General features: G+C 64.3%; 20 protein-coding genes and 1 pseudogene. 10 read left to right on the forward strand and 11 right to left on the reverse strand.

Features of this window, described 5'->3' with window-relative positions; all coding sequences use genetic code 11:
• Window positions 1-275: 275 nt before the first annotated feature.
• Window positions 276-716 (reverse strand): hypothetical protein, encoded by a 441-nt coding sequence (locus QMX89_RS17980; RefSeq protein WP_282349255.1) that lies wholly within the window; start codon window positions 714-716, stop codon window positions 276-278.
• Here QMX89_RS17980 and trmL point away from each other — a divergent pair.
• Entirely contained in the window at window positions 715-1170 is a 456-nt protein-coding gene (gene trmL, locus QMX89_RS17985) for a tRNA (uridine(34)/cytosine(34)/5-carboxymethylaminomethyluridine(34)-2'-O)-methyltransferase TrmL (RefSeq protein ID WP_049861718.1), read from the forward strand. The genes QMX89_RS17980 and trmL overlap by 2 nt on opposite strands.
• 103 nt (window positions 1171-1273) lie before the next feature.
• Here trmL and secB read toward each other — a convergent pair whose 3' ends face one another.
• From secB to QMX89_RS18000, 3 genes are read right to left on the reverse strand one after another with little or no spacing between them, the layout of a single operon-like run.
• A complete protein-coding gene (gene secB / locus QMX89_RS17990) occupies window positions 1274-1756 on the reverse strand; it encodes a protein-export chaperone SecB (protein WP_049861717.1) in 483 nt (160 codons plus the stop codon).
• Between the two features lie 47 nt (window positions 1757-1803).
• Entirely contained in the window at window positions 1804-2058 is a 255-nt protein-coding gene (grxC, locus tag QMX89_RS17995; RefSeq protein WP_056844453.1) for a glutaredoxin 3, read from the reverse strand.
• Window position 2059: 1 nt separating this feature from the next.
• The gene (locus QMX89_RS18000) at window positions 2060-2473 is read right to left on the reverse strand and encodes a rhodanese-like domain-containing protein (protein ID WP_056844454.1); all 414 of its coding nucleotides are present in this window, start codon (window positions 2471-2473) and stop codon (window positions 2060-2062) included.
• Between the two features lie 217 nt (window positions 2474-2690).
• On the opposite strand from QMX89_RS18000, the gene gpmI reads away from it, so the two are divergent.
• From gpmI to QMX89_RS18020, 4 genes are all read left to right on the forward strand, one after another.
• Window positions 2691-4226, forward strand: coding sequence for a 2,3-bisphosphoglycerate-independent phosphoglycerate mutase (gene gpmI / locus QMX89_RS18005; protein WP_282349256.1), 1536 nt, complete (start codon window positions 2691-2693; stop codon window positions 4224-4226).
• 3 nt (window positions 4227-4229) lie between these two features.
• The gene (locus QMX89_RS18010; RefSeq protein ID WP_282349258.1) at window positions 4230-5522 is read left to right on the forward strand and encodes a murein hydrolase activator EnvC; all 1293 of its coding nucleotides are present in this window, start codon (window positions 4230-4232) and stop codon (window positions 5520-5522) included.
• Between the two features lie 62 nt (window positions 5523-5584).
• A complete protein-coding gene (locus QMX89_RS18015; protein WP_049861712.1) occupies window positions 5585-6910 on the forward strand; it encodes a S41 family peptidase in 1326 nt (441 codons plus the stop codon).
• 25 nt (window positions 6911-6935) lie between these two features.
• Window positions 6936-7667, forward strand: coding sequence for a divergent polysaccharide deacetylase family protein (locus tag QMX89_RS18020; protein ID WP_282349273.1), 732 nt, complete (start codon window positions 6936-6938; stop codon window positions 7665-7667).
• A 16-nt stretch (window positions 7668-7683) separates the two neighbouring features.
• On the opposite strand, the gene QMX89_RS18025 is transcribed toward QMX89_RS18020, so the two are convergent.
• The 7 genes and pseudogenes from QMX89_RS18025 to QMX89_RS18055 form a co-directional block, all read right to left on the reverse strand.
• On the reverse strand, window positions 7684-8442 hold the full coding sequence (locus tag QMX89_RS18025; protein ID WP_282349259.1) for an ABC transporter substrate-binding protein: 759 nt from the start codon (window positions 8440-8442) through the stop codon (window positions 7684-7686).
• A gap of 87 nt (window positions 8443-8529) precedes the next feature.
• The gene (locus tag QMX89_RS18030) at window positions 8530-8985 is read right to left on the reverse strand and encodes a chemotaxis protein CheW (RefSeq protein WP_056844458.1); all 456 of its coding nucleotides are present in this window, start codon (window positions 8983-8985) and stop codon (window positions 8530-8532) included.
• Window positions 8978-12946: pseudogene (locus QMX89_RS18035) on the reverse strand (response regulator); the annotation flags it as partial. The gene QMX89_RS18030 and the pseudogene QMX89_RS18035, both read right to left, overlap by 8 nt.
• A 23-nt stretch (window positions 12947-12969) precedes the next feature.
• Window positions 12970-15027, reverse strand: a complete 2058-nt coding sequence (locus QMX89_RS18040; protein WP_049861708.1) for a methyl-accepting chemotaxis protein — start codon at window positions 15025-15027, stop codon at window positions 12970-12972.
• A gap of 58 nt (window positions 15028-15085) precedes the next feature.
• A complete protein-coding gene (locus QMX89_RS18045) occupies window positions 15086-15625 on the reverse strand; it encodes a chemotaxis protein CheW (RefSeq protein WP_056844460.1) in 540 nt (179 codons plus the stop codon).
• 9 nt (window positions 15626-15634) lie between these two features.
• Entirely contained in the window at window positions 15635-16000 is a 366-nt protein-coding gene (pilH, locus tag QMX89_RS18050; protein ID WP_049861745.1) for a twitching motility response regulator PilH, read from the reverse strand.
• A 54-nt stretch (window positions 16001-16054) separates the two neighbouring features.
• On the reverse strand, window positions 16055-16444 hold the full coding sequence (locus tag QMX89_RS18055) for a response regulator (RefSeq protein ID WP_049861706.1): 390 nt from the start codon (window positions 16442-16444) through the stop codon (window positions 16055-16057).
• A gap of 219 nt (window positions 16445-16663) precedes the next feature.
• Here QMX89_RS18055 and gshB point away from each other — a divergent pair, with 219 nt between their 5' ends.
• The 5 genes from gshB (at window position 16664) to pyrR (ending at window position 20419) form a co-directional block, all read left to right on the forward strand.
• Window positions 16664-17617, forward strand: coding sequence for a glutathione synthase (gene gshB / locus QMX89_RS18060; RefSeq protein WP_282349261.1), 954 nt, complete (start codon window positions 16664-16666; stop codon window positions 17615-17617).
• An 89-nt stretch (window positions 17618-17706) separates the two neighbouring features.
• Window positions 17707-18612 carry an energy transducer TonB gene (locus QMX89_RS18065; RefSeq protein ID WP_049861704.1) on the forward strand — a complete coding sequence of 302 codons (906 nt, stop codon included), beginning with the start codon at window positions 17707-17709 and terminating at the stop codon, window positions 18610-18612.
• Window positions 18613-18673: 61 nt separating this feature from the next.
• Window positions 18674-19243: a YqgE/AlgH family protein gene (locus QMX89_RS18070; protein WP_282349263.1), complete on the forward strand. Its 570-nt coding sequence runs from the start codon at window positions 18674-18676 to the stop codon at window positions 19241-19243.
• Entirely contained in the window at window positions 19243-19683 is a 441-nt protein-coding gene (ruvX, locus tag QMX89_RS18075; protein WP_282349264.1) for a Holliday junction resolvase RuvX, read from the forward strand. The genes QMX89_RS18070 and ruvX overlap by 1 nt, the downstream gene beginning before the upstream one ends.
• 217 nt (window positions 19684-19900) lie before the next feature.
• Window positions 19901-20419, forward strand: a complete 519-nt coding sequence (pyrR, locus tag QMX89_RS18080) for a bifunctional pyr operon transcriptional regulator/uracil phosphoribosyltransferase PyrR (protein ID WP_049861700.1) — start codon at window positions 19901-19903, stop codon at window positions 20417-20419.
• Window positions 20420-20423 lie beyond the last annotated feature (4 nt).

Here is a 20423-nt window from a genome sequence, read left to right on the forward strand (position 1 = left end):
TTTTGGGTGTTCAGAAAGCTTCTGCAAAAAAACTGGCACGCGCGCTGCAATGTACTAATCATTACCCAGTTTCGGGAACCTTGGTACAGGCAGGCCGGGGATTCCCTCTTTACACCGCGACTCCAGCCAAGGCTGGAATACCGCACAACTGTTTTGGGGACCTTGGTACAGGCAGGCCGGGACTCCCCTTCTTTACACCGAAACACCTGGCCCCGCGCCAAGTATTTCATCCCCGCTTGGGGGGCTCCGGTACAGGCAGGCTGGAGTCCCCTCTTTTATTGCTCGCCCAGCTCGATGGTGGTTTGCCAACGTCCATCGACCTGTACCGCGCGCCATTGCATCTGCAAGGGGCGCGCCGCCACTGCGGTCAACAACAACCCCTCCTCACTGCGCTGAATGCGCCAGGTCACCGGCTTGCCGTCCACCAGCAACCGCCCGCTGGCCGGCGCACCCGTGGCGTCGAACAATATCGCCACCGTTCCTCCGACCACCTCGGCATGCACCTTCGGCTCGTCGTTGAACCACAGCACCAGCTGGTCGCGGTGCACTTCGATGTTGTCCAGGCGAGCAGGCTCGGGATTGGTCAGGCGGCCGATCATCAGGCCGATCAGCAGGCCGAACAGGGCCAGCGAGCCCAAGACCCGTGGCCACAGTTGCGAACGCTCGCTCGGATCAGGAGTAGAATGCTGCCCGTCCTTCAGTTCGGTGCCGCGCATGTTTCACGTGATCCTTTTTCAACCAGAGATTCCACCCAATACGGGCAACATTATCAGGCTGTGTGCCAACAGCGGTTGTGCCCTGCACCTGATAGAGCCGATCGGCTTCGAGCTGGACGACAAGCGCTTGCGTCGGGCCGGCCTGGATTATCACGAATATGCCACTCTGCAGCGCCATGCCGATCTGGCCAGTTGCCTGGAAAGCCTGGGGCAGCCACGGGTGTTCGCGTTCACCACCAAGGGTTCGCGACCGTTTCATGATGCCAGCTTCGAGAAGGGCGATGCGTTCCTGTTCGGTCCGGAAAGCCGTGGGCTGCCGGCCGAGGTGCTGGACGCGCTGGACAGCCAGCACAAGTTGCGCCTGCCGATGCGCGAGGGGTGCCGCAGTTTGAACCTGTCCAATACGGTTGCGGTGGCTGTCTATGAGGCCTGGCGACAGCTGGGGTTTGAGTAGGGCCTGAGGGCCTCTTAGCGGGGCAAAGGGCTCGCGAAAGAGGCAGCACGCACACACAAAAAAGCGCCCCGAAAGGCGCTTTTCGTTCACAGCACGGCCATGCTTACTGCGCCGAAGGAGCTTCGCCCGATTCCTGCATGCGTTGCAGTTCCTGCGCGTAGAGCATGTCGAAGTTCACCGGAGCGAGCATCAGCGCCGGGAACGAACCGCGAGTCACCAGGCTGTCCAGGGTCTCGCGGGCATACGGGAACAGGATGTTGGGGCAGAAAGCACCCAGGGTGTGGCTCATCGAGCCTTCGTCCAGACCCTTGATCAGGAAGATACCGGCCTGTTGCACTTCGGCGATGAACGCCACTTCTTCGCCGTTCTTGACCGTGACCGACAGGGTCAGCACGACCTCGTGGAAGTCGCCTTCCAGGCCTTTCTGGCGGGTGTTCAGGTCCAGGGAAACGCTGGGCTCCCACTGCTGGCGGAAGATCGCCGGGCTTTTCGGGGCTTCGAACGACAGGTCACGCACGTAGATGCGCTGCAGCGAGAACTGCGGTTCGTTTTCGGCGGCAGCGCCATTGTTCGCTTGATCGGTCATCGCTGATCCTTGTGATCTTCAGAGGTGTGGGGGTAAAGGGGACCGAATCAGGCCCCCAGCAACGCGTCCAGTTTGCCGGCGCGCTCGAGGGCGAACAGGTCGTCGCAGCCGCCGACGTGCAAGTCGCCGATCCAGATCTGTGGCACCGAGGTGCGGCCGGCCTTGGCGGCCATTTCGCGACGCAGCTCGGACTTGCCGTCGACCTTGATCTCGGTGAACTTCGCTTTCTTGCTTTCCAGCAGGTACTTGGCGCGCGAGCAGTAGGGGCAATAGTCACTGGAGTAAACGACGATCGGCTTCATGTCACTTCACCACCGGCAGGTTGTCGGCACGCCAGCTCGATACGCCACCGGCCAGTTTGGCGGCGGTGTGGCCGGCCTTGACCAGCTCGGCACAGGCAGTGCCGGCGTGCTGGCCGATGGCGTCGACCACGATCAGGGTCTTGCCCTTGTACTTCTCCAGCTCGCCGACGCGGCTGGCCAGCTTGTCCTGAGGAATGCTCAAGGCACCGACGATGTGGCCGGCGGCGTATTCCTTCTTGTTGCGGATGTCCACGACCACGCCCTGCTCGCTGTTGACCAGCGCAGTCAGCTCGCGGGGGCTGAGGCTTTTGGCACCCTTGCTCATTTCCAGCATGATCAGCATGACCAGCAGGACCACGAACGCGGTCACGAGCAGATAGTGATTTGTGGCGAATTCAATCAGGTGAGCAACCATCAGCGGGTTCCAGGGCGTTAAAATGTCGGCCAGTATACACAGCCGCCAAGTCCGGCCAAAGCCCGCCGGACGGAACCGCTCGGCCTCATTGCGGGTCTGTGCTTGTTGTTCTTGCGTCCGCGATGAAATAAACCGCCATGATTCGTCACACAGCCCCGCAATGCCCTAAAATGCCGGGCTTCTCCTGAATGCTCTTCTGACATAGCGAGTGGGATCCATGACAACCACGCCCAAACCCCTGGTCCTGATCATCCTCGATGGTTTCGGTCACAGCGAAAACCACGAGTACAACGCGGTCTATTCGGCTCGCAAGCCGGTGCTCGATGCACTCACGGCAAGCCAGCCCAACGGCTTGATCTCGGGCTCGGGCATGGATGTCGGCCTGCCCGACGGGCAGATGGGCAACTCGGAAGTCGGCCACATGAACCTGGGCGCCGGGCGTGTGGTGTATCAGGACTTCACTCGCGTGACCAAGGCCATCCGCGATGGCGAGTTCTTCACCAACCCCACCATCTGCGCGGCCGTGGACAAGGCCGTCGCAGCCGGCAAGGCGGTGCACTTCATGGGTCTGCTGTCCGACGGTGGCGTGCACAGCCATCAGGACCACCTGGTCGCCATGGCCGAGCTGGCCGCCGGTCGCGACGCGCAGAAGCTCTACCTGCATGCTTTCCTCGACGGCCGCGACACACCGCCCAAGAGCGCGCAGGCCTCGCTGGAACTGATGGACTCGACCTTCGCCCGTCTCGGCCACGGCCGCACCGCCAGCCTGATCGGGCGTTACTTCGCCATGGATCGCGACAACCGCTGGGATCGCGTCAGCGCCGCGTACAACCTGATCGTCGACGGCGCGTCGGAATTCCATGCCGCCACTGCCGTGCAGGGTTTGCAGGCCGCCTACGAGCGTGGCGAGAGCGACGAATTCGTCAAGGCCACCACGGTAGGCGAGCCCGTCCGTGTCGAAGACGGCGACGCCGTGATCTTCATGAACTTCCGCGCCGACCGCGCGCGCGAGCTCAGCCGCGTATTCGTCGAAGACGATTTCAACGATTTCCCACGCGCACGCCAGCCCAAGCTGGCCGGCTATGTCGGCCTGACCCAATACTCGGCGAAGATCCCGGCACCGGCGGCATTTGCCGCTACCGGCCTGAACAACGTGCTGGGCGAATACCTGGCGAAGAACGGCAAGACCCAGCTGCGCATCGCCGAAACCGAAAAGTACGCCCACGTGACGTTCTTCTTTTCCGGCGGCCGCGAAGAAGAGTTCGCCGGCGAAGAACGCATTCTGGTGCCTTCGCCGAAGGTTGCAACCTACGACCTGCAGCCGGAAATGAGCGCGCCGGAAGTGACCGACCGCATCGTCGAAGCCATCGAGCAGCAGCGCTATGACGTCATCGTGGTCAACTATGCGAACGGCGACATGGTTGGCCACAGCGGCATCATGGCCGCCGCGATCCAGGCAGTAGAGTGCCTGGACACCTGCGTAGGCCGTATCACCGCCGCACTCGACAAGGTCGGTGGCGAAGCGTTGATCACCGCCGACCACGGCAACTGCGAGCAGATGGAAGACGTCTGCACCGGTCAGGCACATACCGCCCACACCACCGAGCCGGTGCCGTTCATCTACGTCGGCAAGCGCGACGTCAAGGTTCGCGAAGGCGGCGTGCTGGCCGACGTGGCGCCGACCATGCTCTGGTTGATGGGCCTGCCCAAGCCCGAAGAAATGACCGGCACCTCGATCCTGGTACAAGGCTGACCCATGTTCCGCGCCCTGACGTTCCTGACCCTGACCTGCCTGCTCGGCCCGGCCTTCGCCGACGAGCGCGCGCAAACCCAGCAGCAGATCGATGCCACCCGCAAGGACATCGCCGAGCTGCAGAAAACCCTTGGCACGCTGCAGGCAGAAAGATCCGGGGTGCAGAAAGAGCTGCGCACGACCGAAACCGAGATGGGCAAGCTGGAAAAGCAGGTGGAGGCCCTGCAGAAAGAACTAAAAAAGACTGAGGGCGAGCTGGAGCGTCTCGATGGCGAGAAAGCCAAGCTCCAGGCCGCCCGGGTCGAACAGCAACGCCTCATTGCCATCCAGGCCCGTGCGGCCTACCAGAGCGGGCGCCAGGAATACCTCAAGCTTCTGCTCAACCAGCAGAACCCGGAGAAGTTCGCCCGCACCCTGACCTATTACGACTACCTGAGCCAGGCCCGCCTGGAACAGTTGAAACGCTTCAACCAGACCCTGCAGAAGCTGGCCGGTGTGGAAAAGGACATCAACCTGCAGCAGGCGCAGCTGTTGGTGCAGCAAGGCAACCTGGACAGCCAGCGCGAAGACCTCGACAAGGTGCGCAAGGAGCGCCAGGTCGCCTTGGCCAAGCTCAACGACCAGTACAAGCAAGGCGATCAGAAACTGCAAGCCCGCCAGCAGGATCAGGAAGACCTGGCCAAGGTGCTCAAGACCATCGAGGAAACCCTGGCTCGCCAGGCACGCGAGGCCGAGGAAGCGCGGCAGAAGGCCCTGCTCGCCGCTCAGGAGGCCGAGCAGCGTCGCCAGCGTGAGGCGGCTGCAGCCGCCGCCCGAGAGGCCCCGACACCCGCGCCCCAGGCGCCTCGTGCGCCGTCGGGCCCGATGGTGTCCAGCAGCGGCGAGAGCTTCGGCGGTGCATTTGCCTCCGCGCGGGGAAAACTTCCATGGCCTGTCGATGGTCGACTGTTGGCACGCTTCGGGGAAACCCGCGGTGACGACGTTCGTACCAAATGGGATGGGGTGATGATCAGTGCCTCGGCCGGCAGCCAGGTGCATGCAGTGCATGGTGGCCGTGTGGTCTTCGCCGACTGGTTGCGCGGCGCCGGGCTTCTGGTCATTCTCGACCATGGCAATGGCTATCTCAGCCTGTACGGTCACAACCAGACCCTGCTCAAATCGGCCGGCGACGTGGTCAAGGCCGGTGATGCCATCGCCACCGTAGGAACCAGCGGCGGGCAGAGCACGCCAGCGCTGTATTTTGCAATACGCCAGCAAGGCAAACCGACCGACCCTTCGCAGTGGTGTCGCGGTTGACTGGCGCAGTCGTTCAAAAGCAGCCCTCAAAGGCGCGAACCCGTATCAGGAGTCTGTTAGACATGCCGCATCTGTCCCGCCTTACCTCGCTGGCCCTGACGATCGCCGTGGCCACCGCCGCCCCTGCGGTGGTCGCCGCCGATCTGTCCCCCCAGCCCGCCCGGGCGGCGAGCGCGGCACCAGCCGCCGCGCCTTTGCCGCTGGACGAGCTGCGGACCTTCGCCGAGGTGATGGACCGCATCAAGGCGGCCTATGTCGAGCCCGTGGATGACAAGACCCTGCTGGAGAACGCCATCAAGGGCATGCTCAGCAACCTGGATCCCCACTCGGCCTACCTGGGCCCCGAGGACTTCCAGGAGCTGCAGGAAAGCACCAGCGGCGAGTTCGGCGGCCTGGGCATCGAAGTGGGCAGCGACAACGGCATGATCAAGGTGGTCTCGCCCATCGACGATACGCCAGCCTCCAAGGCCGGCATCGAGGCGGGCGACCTGATCGTCAAGATCAACAACCAGCCCACCCAGGGCCTGAGCATGACCGAGGCCGTCGACCTGATGCGCGGCAAGCTCGGCGAGAAGATCACCCTGACCTTGGTGCGCGACGGTGGCACGCCCTTCGACGTGACGCTTGCGCGCGCCACCATCCAGGTCAAGAGCGTCAAGGCGCAATTGCTGGAAAACGGCTATGGCTACCTGCGCATCACCCAGTTCCAGGTCAAGACCGGCGAAGAAGTCGGCAAGGCCCTGGCGAAACTGCGCAAGGACAACAACGGCAAGCTCAAGGGGCTGATCCTCGACCTGCGCAACAACCCAGGCGGCGTGCTGCAAAGCGCGGTGGAAGTGGCCGACCACTTCCTGACCAAGGGCCTGATCGTGTACACCAAGGGCCGTATCGCCAACTCGGAACTGCGCTTCTCCGCCGACCCGGCAGACGCCAGCGAGCGCGTGCCTCTGGTCGTGTTGATCAACGGCGGCAGCGCCTCGGCGGCTGAAATCGTCGCCGGTGCGCTGCAGGACCAGAAGCGCGGCATCCTCATGGGCACCGACAGCTTCGGCAAGGGCTCGGTACAGACCGTGCTGCCGCTCAACAACGACCGCGCCCTGAAGATCACCACGGCGTTGTACTACACGCCCAATGGTCGCTCGATCCAGGCTCAGGGCATCGTGCCGGACGTCGAAGTGCGCCAGGGCAAGGTGACCCGCGACGCCGATACCGAAAGCTTCAAGGAAGCCGACCTGCAGGGTCACCTTGGCAACGGCAACGGTGGCGCCGACCGGCCATCGGGCAAGACAGCGATCGGCGCCCGCAAGGCGCGGCCGCAGGACGATGACTTCCAGATCAGCCAGGCCCTCAGCCTGCTCAAGGGCCTGAGCGTGACGCGCGGCAACTGACATGCGCCGCATTCTGTTGCTGGCCATGTTGCTGCTGACGGCCGGACCGGCCTTCGCCGGTCCGGCTTACCTGAGCCTGATCATCGACGACCTTGGCCAGTCGCCAGCCCGAGACAGTCGCACCCTGGCCCTGCCCGGTCCGGTGACCCTGGCGATCATGCCCGATACCCCGCATGCGGCCGATTTCGCTCGTCAGGCGCACAAAGCCGGCAAGACCGTGATGGTGCACATGCCCATGGACCCCGCGGCTGGCCCGTTTGCCTGGCGTCCCGACATGCCTGCCAGTGAATTGCTCGGCCGCCTGCAGGCTGCCTTGCGGGCCGTGCCCTATGCCGCCGGCCTGAACAACCACGAGGGCAGCCGCATGACGTCGCAGCCCGAGGCCATGGCCCTGCTGATGAACGAATTGCAGCAGCACGGCATGTTCTTCGTCGACAGCCGTACCAGCGCAGCCACCGTGGCCGCCGCCAAGGCCCAGAGCATTGGCCTGGCCAGCCTGTCGCGGGATGTCTTCCTGGACGACACGCGTACCGTCGAGGCCATCGCTGGCCAGCTGGAGAAAGCCATTGCCTTGGCGCACAAGCAAGGCACGGTGGTGATCATCGGCCACCCTTATCCACAGACCCTGGAAGTGCTGGAGCGCGAACTACCGCGCTTGAAGGCCAAGGGAGTGGAGTGGATACCGGTCCGGCAGATGATCGGCGAGCGCGGCAACCGCGCGACGGCCGCTCACGGCAAGGGCGGGATCTACCACTGATCCACGCTGCCGAGTGTCATAGATACTTGGCGAAGACCCGATCGACCACGCCTTCGCGACGTATGTCATCGAGCGCTCGCTGCAGGCGCTCGACCACCTCCGGCGGTGTCTCCTTGTTCAGCGCCAGAAACAGCTCGGCGCTGTTGAAACGCAGCACCGTCTTGAGCCCATTGATCCCTTCCAGACGAGCCAGGTATCGACCCGCCGGGTCACCCGTGGCCCACAGGTCGATCTGCCCGTCGAGCAGCTTGCGCGCGTTGTCCTGGTCGCGCAGCGCGAGGATCGGACGCATGTCCCGCTCGGCCAGACTTTGCGCGATGGCATCGCCCTTGTAGGCGCCGATCCGATAGGGCCGGGCCTGGTCGAGATTCTCCAGGGTGATCGAGCTGTCTGCCCGGGCCAGCATGATCCAGTCATCCGGCCCCAGAGGACCGACCCACTTGAAGGCCTGTTCGCGCTCGGGCAGACGGGCGGTGACGAATACCCCATAGCCGGGATTGTTCAGGGCCAGCTTGTAGATACGGTCCCAGGGAAAGCGCAGGGTCATACTGTAGGGAATCCCGGCACGCCGATACATTTCCTGCACCAACTCGGTCGCGATCCCGCGAATGTTGTCTTCCTGAGCGAAGTTCTTGTCGTTGCTGGCCATGTTGTAGGGCGGAAAATTCTCGGTCAGCAACACCATCGAGTAACCCGCCGGAACTTCGGCGCGCACGGCACTGCCACTGAACAGCGCAGCACAGAAGGCGAAGGCGAGAAATGTGCGGTCGAGCATTACGAGGTCTCTGCAGCAATGACAATGGCCAGAGTGCCGGGCGCATCGACCGCTGTAAAGCGCTGCAACGATTACGCGACAATGTGTCTACAACGCGCTGTGCAGCAGGTTTTCCAGAGCGGCCAGGTCCGGCACCCGGGCCACGGTTTCGCCGACCTGCACGGCGGCCATTTCCAGCGGCTTGAGCGGCACGTCCACGTAGCTCAACTGACTGTCGACCCGGCACGAGCGAGGCACGTGCTGGATCAACACGGCGATGAAACGCATCGAGGTTTCGCCCAAGGCGTTGAGCACGACGATGCGTGCGCGCTCGCCGATCACCGCCTCGCCGCCACTGGCGGCCTCGAAGCTGACCAGCGGCAGGCGCAGGTTGCGCCACTCGATCATCCCCAGGTGCCAACGCGGGGCTCCCAGCACCGGCTCGCCGGGCAGGTAGTCGATCAGCTCGGCCACCGCCACGTTGGGCAGCAGCAGATTGCGGTCGGCAAGGGGCAGCATCAGCGCGGTGAGGCTGTCGCGGCGACCGATCGCCCGGTCAAGCATGGGAGTCACCCCAGCGTTCGATGCATTCGAGCAACTGATTCTCCTGATAGGGCTTGCCCAGGTATTCGTTGACGCCAATGGCCATCGCCCGCTCACGATGCTTCTGCCCGGTGCGTGACGTGATCATGATGATGGGCAGATCCTTGAGCGTAGGATGCTGGCGAACCCGGCGCGCCACTTCGAAACCGTCCATGCGCGGCATCTCGATGTCCAGCAGGAGAATGTCGGGACTGTACTCCTGCAGCAGCGCCATGGCATCGACCCCATCCTTGGCCGTCTGCACCTGCATGCCGTGGCGCTCCAGCAGGCGGCTGGTGACCTTGCGCACGGTCACCGAGTCGTCCACCACCAGTATCTGCAAGCGCCGCACCTGCGCGCCGTGCTGGTAGCCGGTACGGGGCACGTGCACCCCCTGGCGGGCCCGCAGCTGCGCCAGCAGATCGAGAATCAGAACCACGCTGCCATCGCCGAGAATGGTCGCCCCACCCAGGCCTGGTACCGCTGCGAACTGAGTGCCCAGGCTCTTCACCACGATTTCGCGGGAGCCGGCCAGGGCATCGACCTGTACCGCCACCTGCTGATCGAAGGCGCGCACCAGCAGTACCGGCAAAGGCTGGCTTTGCGCGGTCAGCGAGGGCACGGCAAGCCCATGCAGCAAGGTACCCAGGTAGCGCAGGTCGTAGACCCGCCCGGCGTAGCCGTAGCGCGGTGGAGCGGATTGGTAGGCGTCGTGCAACTCGCCGGGCAAGACCCGCACGATGCCCTCGATGCTGTTCAGCGGGATCGCGTACTGTTCCTCACCGCACTGCACCATCAAGGCACGATTGACCGACACAGTGAACGGCAGGCGAATCTGGAACCGTGCGCCCTGCCCTGGCCGCGAGTCGATACTCATGGCGCCGCCCAACTGCTTGACCTCTTCATGGACCACGTCCATGCCCAGGCCCCGGCCGGAAATCTGTGTGACCTTGGTGGCCGTGGAGAAACCGGGTTGCAGGATGAACTGCAGCACGTCGTGATCGCTGAGCTCGCTGTGCGGATCCAGCAAGCCGCGCTTGACCGCCTTGGCCCGAACCGCAGCCAGGGGCACCCCGGCACCGTCATCACTCATTTCGATGACGATGTCGCCGCCCTGGTGCAGCAAGGCTAGGCGAATGTGCCCCACGGCGGGCTTGCCGGCCGCCACCCGCACCTCGACCGGCTCCAGGCCATGGTCGACGGCGTTGCGCAGCATGTGTTCGAGCGGCGCGATCATGCGTTCCAGCACACTGCGGTCCATCTCGCCCTGGGCCTCGCTGACTTCGAACTCGACCTCCTTGCCCAATTCCTCGGCGACCTGCCGCACCACCCGCTGCAAGCGCGGCACCAGGCGCTCGAACGGCACCATGCGCGTACGCATCAGGCCTTCCTGCAACTGGCTGTCGACCCGCGCCTGCTGCTGCAGCAAAGTCTGCGCCTCCAGGTTGCGACCGGCCAGGGTTTCCTTGAGGTCGAGCAGGTCCGACGCGGATTCGAACAAGGCACGTGACAGCTGCTGCAACTGCGAATGACGATCCATTTCCAATGGGTCGAAATCTTCGTAACCCTGGCCCTCCACCTGCTGGCGGCTGAGGATGCGGCTTTGGGTTTCGGTGTCCAGACGGCGCAACTGGTCGCGCATGCGTTCGATGGTGGTTTCCATTTCCTGCAACGCCATCTGCGCGTCATTGACCTGCTGTTCGATGCGCCCGCGAAAGATGGATGTCTCGCCAGCCAGGTTGCCCAACTCGTCGAGCAGCTCGGCGCCGACCTTGATCACATCGACCGGACCGCGCTCCGCCGCCACCGGTTCGGCAGCCGCAGGCTTGGGCAGGTTGGCAGGCGCTGGCTCACTGCCCGTAGCGAACTCGGCGATCGCGGCAATCAGCTTCCCGGCCGCCGGCAAGGGTTGCCCGGAGCGAACCGCATCGAGCATCTGCGCCAGACGGTCGTGACCTTTGTGCAGCAAGCCGAACAACTGCGTCGAGGCCTGCAGCTGGCCTTGAGAGATGCGTTCGTAGACCGATTCCAGTTCATGGGCCAGATCGCCCAGCGGACCGATCTCCACCATCCGCGCCCCGCCCTTGAGTGTGTGCAGGTCGCGCAGCAGGTTTTCCGCTTCGAGGTGGTTGGCGGGCTCGGCCTGCCAGCGCAGAAGCGCAGCGCCGGCACTTTCGACGATGTCCAGGCCTTCTTCGATGAAGATACTCAACAACTCGCCGTCGTCGGCGTCCTCGGCCTCGCTGTCAGCGTCCGACTCGCTCAACCAGCGCCGCTGAGTCTGTTCAATCGGTTCTTCGTCGCCAGCGTTGGCAACCCCGCTGCCAAGCCGGGCGAGATCGATCATCGCCCCGCCGTCGCGCTGCACCACGCCCATGGCGTGCGGGTCCAGAGACCCCTCCAGCAATGTGCGCAGGGCCCGCACGTGGATGGGCTGCGCCTTGACCTCCTGGCCTGCGGCCAATTGGTCGAGCATGCCGATCATGGCTTCCTGGGCCTGCTCGGCTTCCTGGAAAAAGCCGGGACTGACGCTCAGGCTGCTTTCTTCGACCGCACCGTAGAGGTCGAGCAAGGCCTCGCACAGCTCGTCGAGCGCTTGCACATCGGTCAATTGCGCCTGTTCGCCCAGCAGCGTCAGTTGGTCGAGCAGAATCGGCAACTCCTGACGGCTGTCCGGGTGCTGCTGCCAGCGCTGCAGCAGACGCTCGGCATCCAGGAGGATATCCATGCCCTCGTCCAGCAGCCGCTCGATCAGTTGCGGCGCCTGGACCTGCCGGGCATCACCTTGCGCCTGCACGCCCTGCAGGCGCTCGGCGGTGCATTCCTGCACGCTTCGGATCAATTCGGCGGCGCCAGGGATGGGTGTCAAGGGCTGCGCGGGCAACTGCAGCAGCTTCTGCCGCATCAGATAGTGGGCGTCGCCCAGCAGGCTCAATTCCTGGCCCTGGAACGGCAGCCGATGGGCACGCAGCTCGCGGGCCATGACGTCGAACGCGGTGGCCAGCTCGGCCAACGGCGTGACCCCGGCCACCAGCGCGCTGCCCTTGAGCGTATGCAGGGCCCGCTGCAACTCATCGGTGACCGCGACATCGTTGCCCTGCTCGTCCAGCGCAAGAAACCGCTCGACACCGCTCAGGTGGCTCAGGGCTTCACTGTGAAAGATCTCCAGCAGTTGCGTATCCAGCGGCTCGGGCTCCAGGCCCCGCTTGGTTGCTGGCGTGGCAAGTGGCTCGGCTTGCGGAGCCGTCATTGCCAACGCCGTCTCAGCCACTTCCAACACAGCCTCATGGGCCAGTTGCGGTGCCTCGCTGGTGCGTTGCAGATAGTCCTCGACGGCCGCTAGGCCGGTCACGACCCGTTCCCAGGAAGCCTGCGGGCCGGCCAGCAGGCTGTCTTGAACGGCCTGGTTGCAGGCTTGCAGCACGGCAGCCGCCCGGGGCAGCGCCAGCATGACCAGGGCGCCGCGCAACTGCGTCAGCAGCGGGGCCAGTGTCCGCAGGCGTGGCAGATCCCATTGCCCGTCGGTGGAGTCGGTCAGGACGTCCCTGGCCTCCTGCAGCCCGAAGCGAATTTCGCGCATCACCACCTGGCGAATCTGCGTCAGGTCGGTGCTGGACGCCTGCGGCTCGTCGCGGCCGGGCGCATCGCTGGGGCCGGCCATTCCGGCCAGTGTGGACTCGACATAGAGCAGGGCTCCGGCGACGTCCATCAACACCGCATCGTTGGGTTCGCGCGTGCCCTGCACCAGACCCTGAATGACTGCCAACTGATCGATGATCACCTTGCGAGGCTGACCGAAACCCAGCACCGCCAAGGCGTCGGCAATCTGCCGCAAAGGTGCCATCAGGGCGTTCAGTTCCTGGGTGTACTCGCGCCCGCCGCGCACGAACAGGTCCAGCTGCGACTTGACCTTGAGCAACTCCTCGCACAAGGCCGGGAGTACGTATTCGTGCCGTTCAGCCATGATCACTCCGGGTTCGCATCGGGGCTGGGCGCAGGCAGGGTGAAGCCGGACACCGAACGGCGCATCTCGCTGGCCATCTGCGCCAGGTTGCCAATGCTTTCAGCCGTGGCACTGGAGCCTGAGGACGTCTGCTCGGTGATCTGCTGGATCACCGACATGGTGTGCGAGATCTGCCCTGCCGAACTGGTCTGCTGCTGGGCCGCGCTGGAAATGATCTGGATCAGCTCGGCCAGATCCTGGGATACGCCTTCGATCTCTTCCAGGGCAATGCCAGCATCGTGGGCCAGGCGCGCACCGCGCACCACCTCGAAGGTGGTCTGTTCCATGGAAGTGACCGCCTCATTGGTGTCGGCCTGGATCGCCCGCACCAGCGTCTCGATCTGCCGGGTCGCGGAGGACGAGCGCTCGGCCAGGCGCTGCACTTCATCCGCCACCACAGCAAAACCACGACCGGCCTCGCCCGCCATGGAAGCCTGGATCGCCGCGTTCAGGGCGAGAATGCTGGTCTGGTCGGCAATGTCGTCGATCAGGCTGACGATGTGACCGATCTCCTGGGACGATTCACCCAGCCGTTTGATGCGCTTGGCCGTGTCCTGAATCTGCTCGCGAATGTTGTCCATGCCCTGGATGGTGTTGTTCACCACCTCGCTGCCCTTGTTGGCGATGGTCACCGAACGGTCGGCGACCTTGGCCGATTCCCAGGCGTTGGTCGACACCCGGTCGATCGACTGGGCCATGTCGCTGATCGCCACCGACGCGTCGCTGATCTGCTGCGCCTGATGCCCCGACGCACGTGCCAGTTGGTGGGCAGTGGCCTGGGTGTCCTGGACGGCAGTCGCCACTTCTTCGGCGGTCAGGTTGATGGTGGCGACCAAGTCGCGCAGCTGGTCGATGGAGTGATTGATCGAGTCGGCAATGGCACCGGTGAATTCTTCGGTGACCGAGGCGGTCACGGTCAGGTCGCCATCGGCCAACCCGCCGATCTCGTCGAGCAGACGCATGATCGCGGCCTGGTTGCGCTCGCTTTTCTCGGCCGTTTGACGCAGTTGCCGCTTGGTTTCACGCACCATCACCAGCGCGATCAGAATGATCGAAGCCAGCGCCAACAGGCCGAGGATATAGCCTCCGACCGTGCCGGCAGAACGGCCGTTGGCCAGGTTCTCGAAGCCGCTGGCCAGGCGCGAGGCTTCTTCGAGCAGGGTCTGCGACTGGTTGAAAATGTTGCTGGCCGAAGCCCGTACCTGAAACAGTTCGGGCGAGGTTTCCAGGATCTCGTCGACGCTGCCCGAGACGAACTGGAACAGCTCGGCGATCTCCCGCAAGCGGGCACGCGCTTCCGGGTCCTGCACCTGGGTCACCCGGATCAGAGCATTGCCGTCAAGCATGCCGCCCAGCACTTGACCGAAGCGGTTGGCGTCGCGACCAAAGCTCTCCGCTGCCTGGGCCGCGCTTTCATCGCCGGACAGCACCGTATTGACGGCGCCCAGAATGCGCTCGGCCAGCAGCGACTGACGTTGCGCCACGGCCACCTGGCTGGCAGGTGCTGCCCCGCGCAGCAGGGTATCGACGACCTTGTCGTATTCGACCTGCAGCTGCGGCACCGTTTCGGCCAGGGTCGCGGCCACCTGGTGCAGCGACAACACGGTCTGTTCGCTGGCCAGGATGGCATCGGCATTCTGTCGCAACTCGTCCCAGTCACGCTGCACCAGGCGCATCTGCTCACGCATCGCCGCGGGGGCTGCAGGCAGCCCGGTGGCGCTGTCGCCTTCCTTGAGAAAGCCCCAGCGCCGCTCGAAATCGTTGCGCGCATCCGCCAGCAGCTTGAACGCTGCGGTCTTGCCGGCGGCGGCCTCGGTGGCGTTCTTGGCGATGCGCTGAGACAACACGCGCAACTCGCCAGCATGGCCGATGTACTGCTTGTCGTAGGTGGACTGGGTGTTGAGGTAGGTGAAGTTGGCGAACAACAACACGATGAAGATCACCAGGGCCACGAACAGACCGATGATCTGCGCACCGGCTCGGGAGCCCAGCAGGGAATTGCCTGGCCAGCGCTTGATCATCGCGCGGGCCTGCGCATGAAGAACTCGGTGCAAAAGATGGAGATACGCATAGGCATGGTCAGAGTGCTACATCCAGAAAAACGCGGGCTTGTACCAGGCGGTCCGGGCTGAACACGCACCAGCGGTGTTCACGCACGAAGTGCCCTTGCAGGAACGGCACGGCCGCAGGGAGTGCCGTGTCAGGCACTGAAGGCTCGTGGCTGGCCGAACCGAAGTGCTGCAGGCCGGCCACTTCGTCCACCAGCAGGCCGACGAAGATGTCCGCGCGGTCCACCACCAATACCCGGTGCTGCTTGCGCTGCGGCGACAGGGCATGGCCAAAGAAGCCGCCCAGGTCGATGACCGGCAGCAGGCGCCCACGCAGATTCGACACACCCACGACCCAAGGCCTGACGCCCGGTAGGCGGGTACTGCGGGGTTCGGGCAGCACTTCGGCGACCTCGCCCATCGGCGCGACGTACCAGTGCCCGGCCAGGCGAAAGCCAATGCCGCTCCACGTCTGCAGACGCAGTTCCTGAGAAGGCAATTCGGCGGCCAGCAAACGGCAGCGCTGGTCGATATCCAGCAGCAGGTCGAATGCGGTGCGTGACTCCAGCATCGGCGCGGGTCAACCGGCCAGTACGGTGTTCAACGTCTGGATCAGGGTCTCCTCATCCACCGGCTTGGTCAGGTAGCCCTTGGCGCCCTGGCGGGTGCCCCAGACCTTATCGGTTTCCTGATCCTTGGTAGTGATCATGATCACCGGAATGCCCACGGTTTCTTCATCCTTATGCAACTGGCGTGTCGCCTGGAAGCCGTTCAGGCCCGGCATGACGATATCCATCAGGACCGCGTCGGGCTTTTCCTGCCGGGCCAGGGCCACGCCATCGGCACCGTTCTGAGCCTTGAGCACTTCATGACCGTGCTTTTCCAGCATGCCGGTGAGTTTGTAGGTTTCCGTCTGCGAATCATCGACGATCAGGATTCGAGCCATGCTGTTCCCCATGCGGTGAAGACCCTGGCACGCGCCAGGGCCGGACATCGTTCGCTACGCGGCGAAACCCGGCACATGGGCACGGATCGCGGCGAGCAGTTCTTGCTTGCTGAAAGGCTTGGTCAGAAATTGATCCGAGCCTGCGGTGCGGCCGCAGGCCTTGTCGAACAGGCCATCACGCGACGACAACATCACGACCGGAATCGCACTGAAGTCACTGTTGCTCTTGAGCAGTGTGCAGGTCTGGTAGCCATCCAGGCGCGGCATCATGACATCGATGAAGATGATATCGGGACGCTCGTCGACGATCTTGGCCAAGGCGTCGAAACCATCGAGGGCCGTGATCACCTGGCAGCCTGCCTGTTCGAGCAACAGCTCGGCGGTGCGACGAATCGTCTTGGAGTCGTCGATCACCATGATCTTGAAGGCGTCAGGCGTTTTCATGGAGGCTCTGGTGTGCGATTTTTCAGATGGGCCCGTTCGCGGGCAGACGACTCGCGAAAGGGCCATCCGGCCAATAGAGATGCCCGAGCCTTTTTAGCACACTCTCCCACGGCGTTCCATGGCCGCTGCCCCTTGACCTGCGGGCCACGCGGCGCCACCCTGACGCCACTTTCCAAGACCCATTCGCAAGCGGCACGTCCCGCGTACAGGAGCTACCCCATGAGCGTTCGCCTCGGCATTGTCATGGACCCGATCGCCAACATCTCCTACAAGAAGGACAGCTCGCTGGCCATGCTGCTGGCCGCACAGGCGCGTGGCTGGTCGCTGTTCCACATGGAAATCCAGGACCTGTATCAAGGCCGGGGCCAGGCCCGCGCCCGGATGCGTCCGCTCAAGGTCTTCGCCGATCCGCAGCACTGGTTCGAGTTCGAGTCGGAATTCGACGCACCGCTGGCCGATCTCGACGTCATCCTGATGCGCAAGGACCCACCCTTCGATCTCGAATTCGTCTACAGCACCTACCTGCTCGAACAAGCCGAAGCCGCTGGCGTGCTGGTGGTGAACAAGCCGCAGAGCCTGCGCGACTGCAATGAGAAGATGTTCGCCACGCTGTTCCCGCAACTGACTCCGCCCACGCTGGTCAGCCGCCGCGCCGACATCCTGCGCGAGTTCGCTGCCGAGCATGGCGACGTCATTCTCAAGCCGCTGGACGGCATGGGCGGCACCTCGATCTTCCGCCATCGGGTGGGCGACCCGAACCTGTCGGTGATCCTCGAAACCCTGACGGCCATGGGCACCCAACAGATCATGGCGCAGCGCTACCTGCCGGCGATCAAGGACGGTGACAAGCGCATCCTGATGATCGACGGCGAGCCGGTGCCGTACTGCCTGGCGCGCATTCCGGCCAGCGGTGAAACCCGCGGCAACCTGGCCGCCGGTGGTCGCGGCGAAGCGCGCCCGCTGAGCGACAAGGACCGCTGGATTGCCGAACAGGTCGGTCCGTCGCTGCGCGCCAGGGGCCTGCTGTTCGTCGGCCTGGACGTGATCGGTGAGCACCTGACCGAAATCAACGTCACCAGCCCCACCTGCATTCGCGAAATCGACGCGGCTTTCGGCACCGATATCGGTGGCCAATTGATGGAAGCCATCGATCGCAAGCTCAAGGCACGCTGACCCTACGTCCCTGCTACGGGTTATGATGCACGCCCTTTCAGTTGCCGGGCGCGCATCGTCGCCCGGGTTGCATGCCTGCCGGATTCTTCATGACGCTGCCCGCCGACCTCCCTGCTGAACTGACCCGCATCGGTGCTCGCCCTGCGGATCGGCTGGGTTTTACCCTGTTTCTTGCGGCATTGCTGCACGTCGCCCTGATCGCCGGGGTGGGCTTCGGCATCCAGCCACCGACCCAGATCAGCAAGACGCTGGAAGTGACCCTGGCACCGCTCAAGAGCCAGACCGCGCCCAAGGACGCGGACTTTCTGGCCCAGGACAACCAACAGGGCAGCGGCACCCTGGACAAGAAGGCGGTGCCCAAGACCACCGAAGTGGCGCCCTTCCAGGACGACAAGATCAACAAGGTGACGCCACCGCCCGCGCCCAAGCCGGTCACTCAGCCCGAGCCTGCGCCGGTCAAGAAGGCCATCGCCACCACGGCGCCCAAGCCCGTGAAGACCGAGGCGCGACCGCCGCCGGTCAAGCCCGAGCCCAAGCCCAAGGCCGCCACCCCCGAATTCGACAGCTCGCAGCTGTCCAGCGAGATCGCCAGCCTGGAAGCCGAGCTGTCCCATGAACAGCAGGCCTACGCCAAGCGCCCGCGCATCCACCGCTTGAGTGCGGCCTCGACCATGCGCGACAAGGGCGCCTGGTACAAGGACGACTGGCGCAAGAAGGTCGAACGCATCGGCAACCTCAATTACCCAGACGAAGCGCGGCGCCAGCAGATCTATGGCAGTCTGCGCCTGATGGTCTCGATCAACAGCGACGGGTCGCTCTACGAGGTGCTGGTGCTGGAGTCGTCCGGCCAGCCGCTGCTCGACCAGGCCGCTCAGCGCATCGTGCGTCTGGCTGCGCCGTTCGCACCGTTTACCGGCGATCTGGCCGACGTCGATCGCCTGGAGATCATCCGTACCTGGCGCTTCGCCAAGGGCGACCGTCTGCAAAGCAACTGAAGCGGATGAAACTGTACCCCCACGCTTGTCAGGCCGACGAGGCAACGCCACACTACAAAGTATGAAAAACCTCGAAACCAGCTACCTCAGGAACCAGTTCCTGATCGCCATGCCACACATGGCGGACCCCAATTTCGCCCATACCTTGACCTACATCGTCGAGCACACGCCCAATGGCGCGATGGGCCTGGTGGTGAATCGCCTGCAGGACCTGAACCTGGCGGACATACTCGAGCAACTGCGACCGGAAACCGAACCCGCAGCCTCCTGCCAACAGGTACCGATCTACAATGGCGGACCGGTGCAGACCGACCGCGGTTTCGTCCTGCACCCCAGCGGCCCGGTGTTCCAGGCCACGGTGGACCTGGGTGAAGTTTCGCTGTCCACTTCCCAGGACATCCTGTTCGCCATCGCCGACGGCGAAGGCCCCACGCAAAGCCTGATCACCCTGGGTTACGCGGGCTGGGAAGCCGGCCAGCTGGAGGCCGAGCTCGCCGACAACGCCTGGCTGACCTGTCCGTTCGACCCCGACATCCTGTTCAATACCGACAGCGAACAGCGCCTTGGCGCCGCGGCGGCACGCCTGGGCATCAATCTCAGCCTGCTCACCAGCCAGGCGGGACACGCCTGATGGCCGCCCCCAGACTGCTGCTCGGCGTCGACTACGGCACCAAGCAGATCGGCTTCGCGGTGGGCCAGATGATCACCGGCCAGGCGCGCGAACTGTGCACCCTGAAAGCCCAGAACGGGGTGCCTGACTGGACCCGTGTCGAAGCGCTGATCAAGGAGTGGCAGCCGGACGCCATCGTCGTCGGCCTGCCGTTGAACATGGACGGCAGCCCCAGCGAAATGAGCGAGCGCGCGGAAAAGTTCGCCCGCCGCCTGAACGGCCGCTTCAACATCCCGGTGCACACCCACGACGAACGCCTGACCACCTTCGAAGCCAAGGGCGAACGCATGGCCCGCGGTGGCCAGCGTGGCAGCTACCGTGACGACCCGGTCGATGCCATCGCCGCCAAGTTGCTGTTGCAAGGCTGGCTGGAGGCCAACGCGCTGGGTGACAACGCCTGAAGATGACAGCCGCCGTACCCCAGCCCCCTGTAGCAGCGGCGCAAGCCGCGTCCGGCCCCGACGCATTTTTCCAGATACACCGCCCGTCCGGCCTCGACGCATTCTTCCAGATACACCGCACGACCGCCGACGCGGCTCGCGCCGCTGCTACAGGTGCGGTGCAAGCCGCGCCACGTTGCACCCCTCTCTTCGGACGATCTCAACCACAGGAGCACACATGAGCCTTCCCAACCCGGCCGAGCTGATCGGCGCGATGGCAGTCGACCTCAAGGCCCATCTGGCCAGGCGCTCCATTGCCGAGCCACGCTACATCGGCATTCACAGCGGCGGTGTGTGGGTCGCTCAAGCGTTGCTGCAGGCCATGGACAGCGAAGCACCGCTGGGCACCCTGGACGTATCGTTCTACCGCGACGACTTCAGCCAGAACGGCCTGCACCCACAGGTGCGCCCCTCGGCCCTGCCCTTCGAGATCGAGGGCCAGCATCTGGTGCTGATCGATGACGTGCTGATGAGCGGCCGCACCGTCCGCGCAGCCCTCAACGAGCTGTTCGACTACGGGCGCCCCGCCAGCGTGACCTTGGTCTGCCTGCTCGACCTGGACGCCGGCGAACTACCGATTCGTCCCGACATCGTCGGCGCCACCCTGTCACTCGCCGCCCATGAGCGGGTAAAATTGCTCGGCCCGTCCCCGCTCGCCCTCGAGCGCCAGGACCTCGCTTCCGCCTCCAGCCTTTAAGAGC

Source organism: Pseudomonas sp. PS01301 (assembly GCF_029960215.1).
Taxonomy (GTDB): Bacteria; Pseudomonadota; Gammaproteobacteria; order Pseudomonadales; family Pseudomonadaceae; genus Aquipseudomonas; species Aquipseudomonas coleopterorum.

Coding starts and splice junctions, on each gene's coding strand:
- trmL (WP_049861718.1), top strand. CDS start 715: ATGTTTCACGTGATCCTTTTTCAACCAGAGATTCCACCCAATACGGGC.
- QMX89_RS17980 (WP_282349255.1), bottom strand. CDS start 716: ATGCGCGGCACCGAACTGAAGGACGGGCAGCATTCTACTCCTGATCCG.
- secB (WP_049861717.1), bottom strand. CDS start 1,756: ATGACCGATCAAGCGAACAATGGCGCTGCCGCCGAAAACGAACCGCAG.
- grxC (WP_056844453.1), bottom strand. CDS start 2,058: ATGAAGCCGATCGTCGTTTACTCCAGTGACTATTGCCCCTACTGCTCG.
- QMX89_RS18000 (WP_056844454.1), bottom strand. CDS start 2,473: ATGGTTGCTCACCTGATTGAATTCGCCACAAATCACTATCTGCTCGTG.
- gpmI (WP_282349256.1), top strand. CDS start 2,691: ATGACAACCACGCCCAAACCCCTGGTCCTGATCATCCTCGATGGTTTC.
- QMX89_RS18010 (WP_282349258.1), top strand. CDS start 4,230: ATGTTCCGCGCCCTGACGTTCCTGACCCTGACCTGCCTGCTCGGCCCG.
- QMX89_RS18015 (WP_049861712.1), top strand. CDS start 5,585: ATGCCGCATCTGTCCCGCCTTACCTCGCTGGCCCTGACGATCGCCGTG.
- QMX89_RS18020 (WP_282349273.1), top strand. CDS start 6,936: ATGTTGCTGCTGACGGCCGGACCGGCCTTCGCCGGTCCGGCTTACCTG.
- QMX89_RS18025 (WP_282349259.1), bottom strand. CDS start 8,442: ATGCTCGACCGCACATTTCTCGCCTTCGCCTTCTGTGCTGCGCTGTTC.
- QMX89_RS18030 (WP_056844458.1), bottom strand. CDS start 8,985: ATGCTTGACCGGGCGATCGGTCGCCGCGACAGCCTCACCGCGCTGATG.
- QMX89_RS18040 (WP_049861708.1), bottom strand. CDS start 15,027: ATGATCAAGCGCTGGCCAGGCAATTCCCTGCTGGGCTCCCGAGCCGGT.
- QMX89_RS18045 (WP_056844460.1), bottom strand. CDS start 15,625: ATGCTGGAGTCACGCACCGCATTCGACCTGCTGCTGGATATCGACCAG.
- pilH (WP_049861745.1), bottom strand. CDS start 16,000: ATGGCTCGAATCCTGATCGTCGATGATTCGCAGACGGAAACCTACAAA.
- QMX89_RS18055 (WP_049861706.1), bottom strand. CDS start 16,444: ATGAAAACGCCTGACGCCTTCAAGATCATGGTGATCGACGACTCCAAG.
- gshB (WP_282349261.1), top strand. CDS start 16,664: ATGAGCGTTCGCCTCGGCATTGTCATGGACCCGATCGCCAACATCTCC.
- QMX89_RS18065 (WP_049861704.1), top strand. CDS start 17,707: ATGACGCTGCCCGCCGACCTCCCTGCTGAACTGACCCGCATCGGTGCT.
- QMX89_RS18070 (WP_282349263.1), top strand. CDS start 18,674: ATGAAAAACCTCGAAACCAGCTACCTCAGGAACCAGTTCCTGATCGCC.
- ruvX (WP_282349264.1), top strand. CDS start 19,243: ATGGCCGCCCCCAGACTGCTGCTCGGCGTCGACTACGGCACCAAGCAG.
- pyrR (WP_049861700.1), top strand. CDS start 19,901: ATGAGCCTTCCCAACCCGGCCGAGCTGATCGGCGCGATGGCAGTCGAC.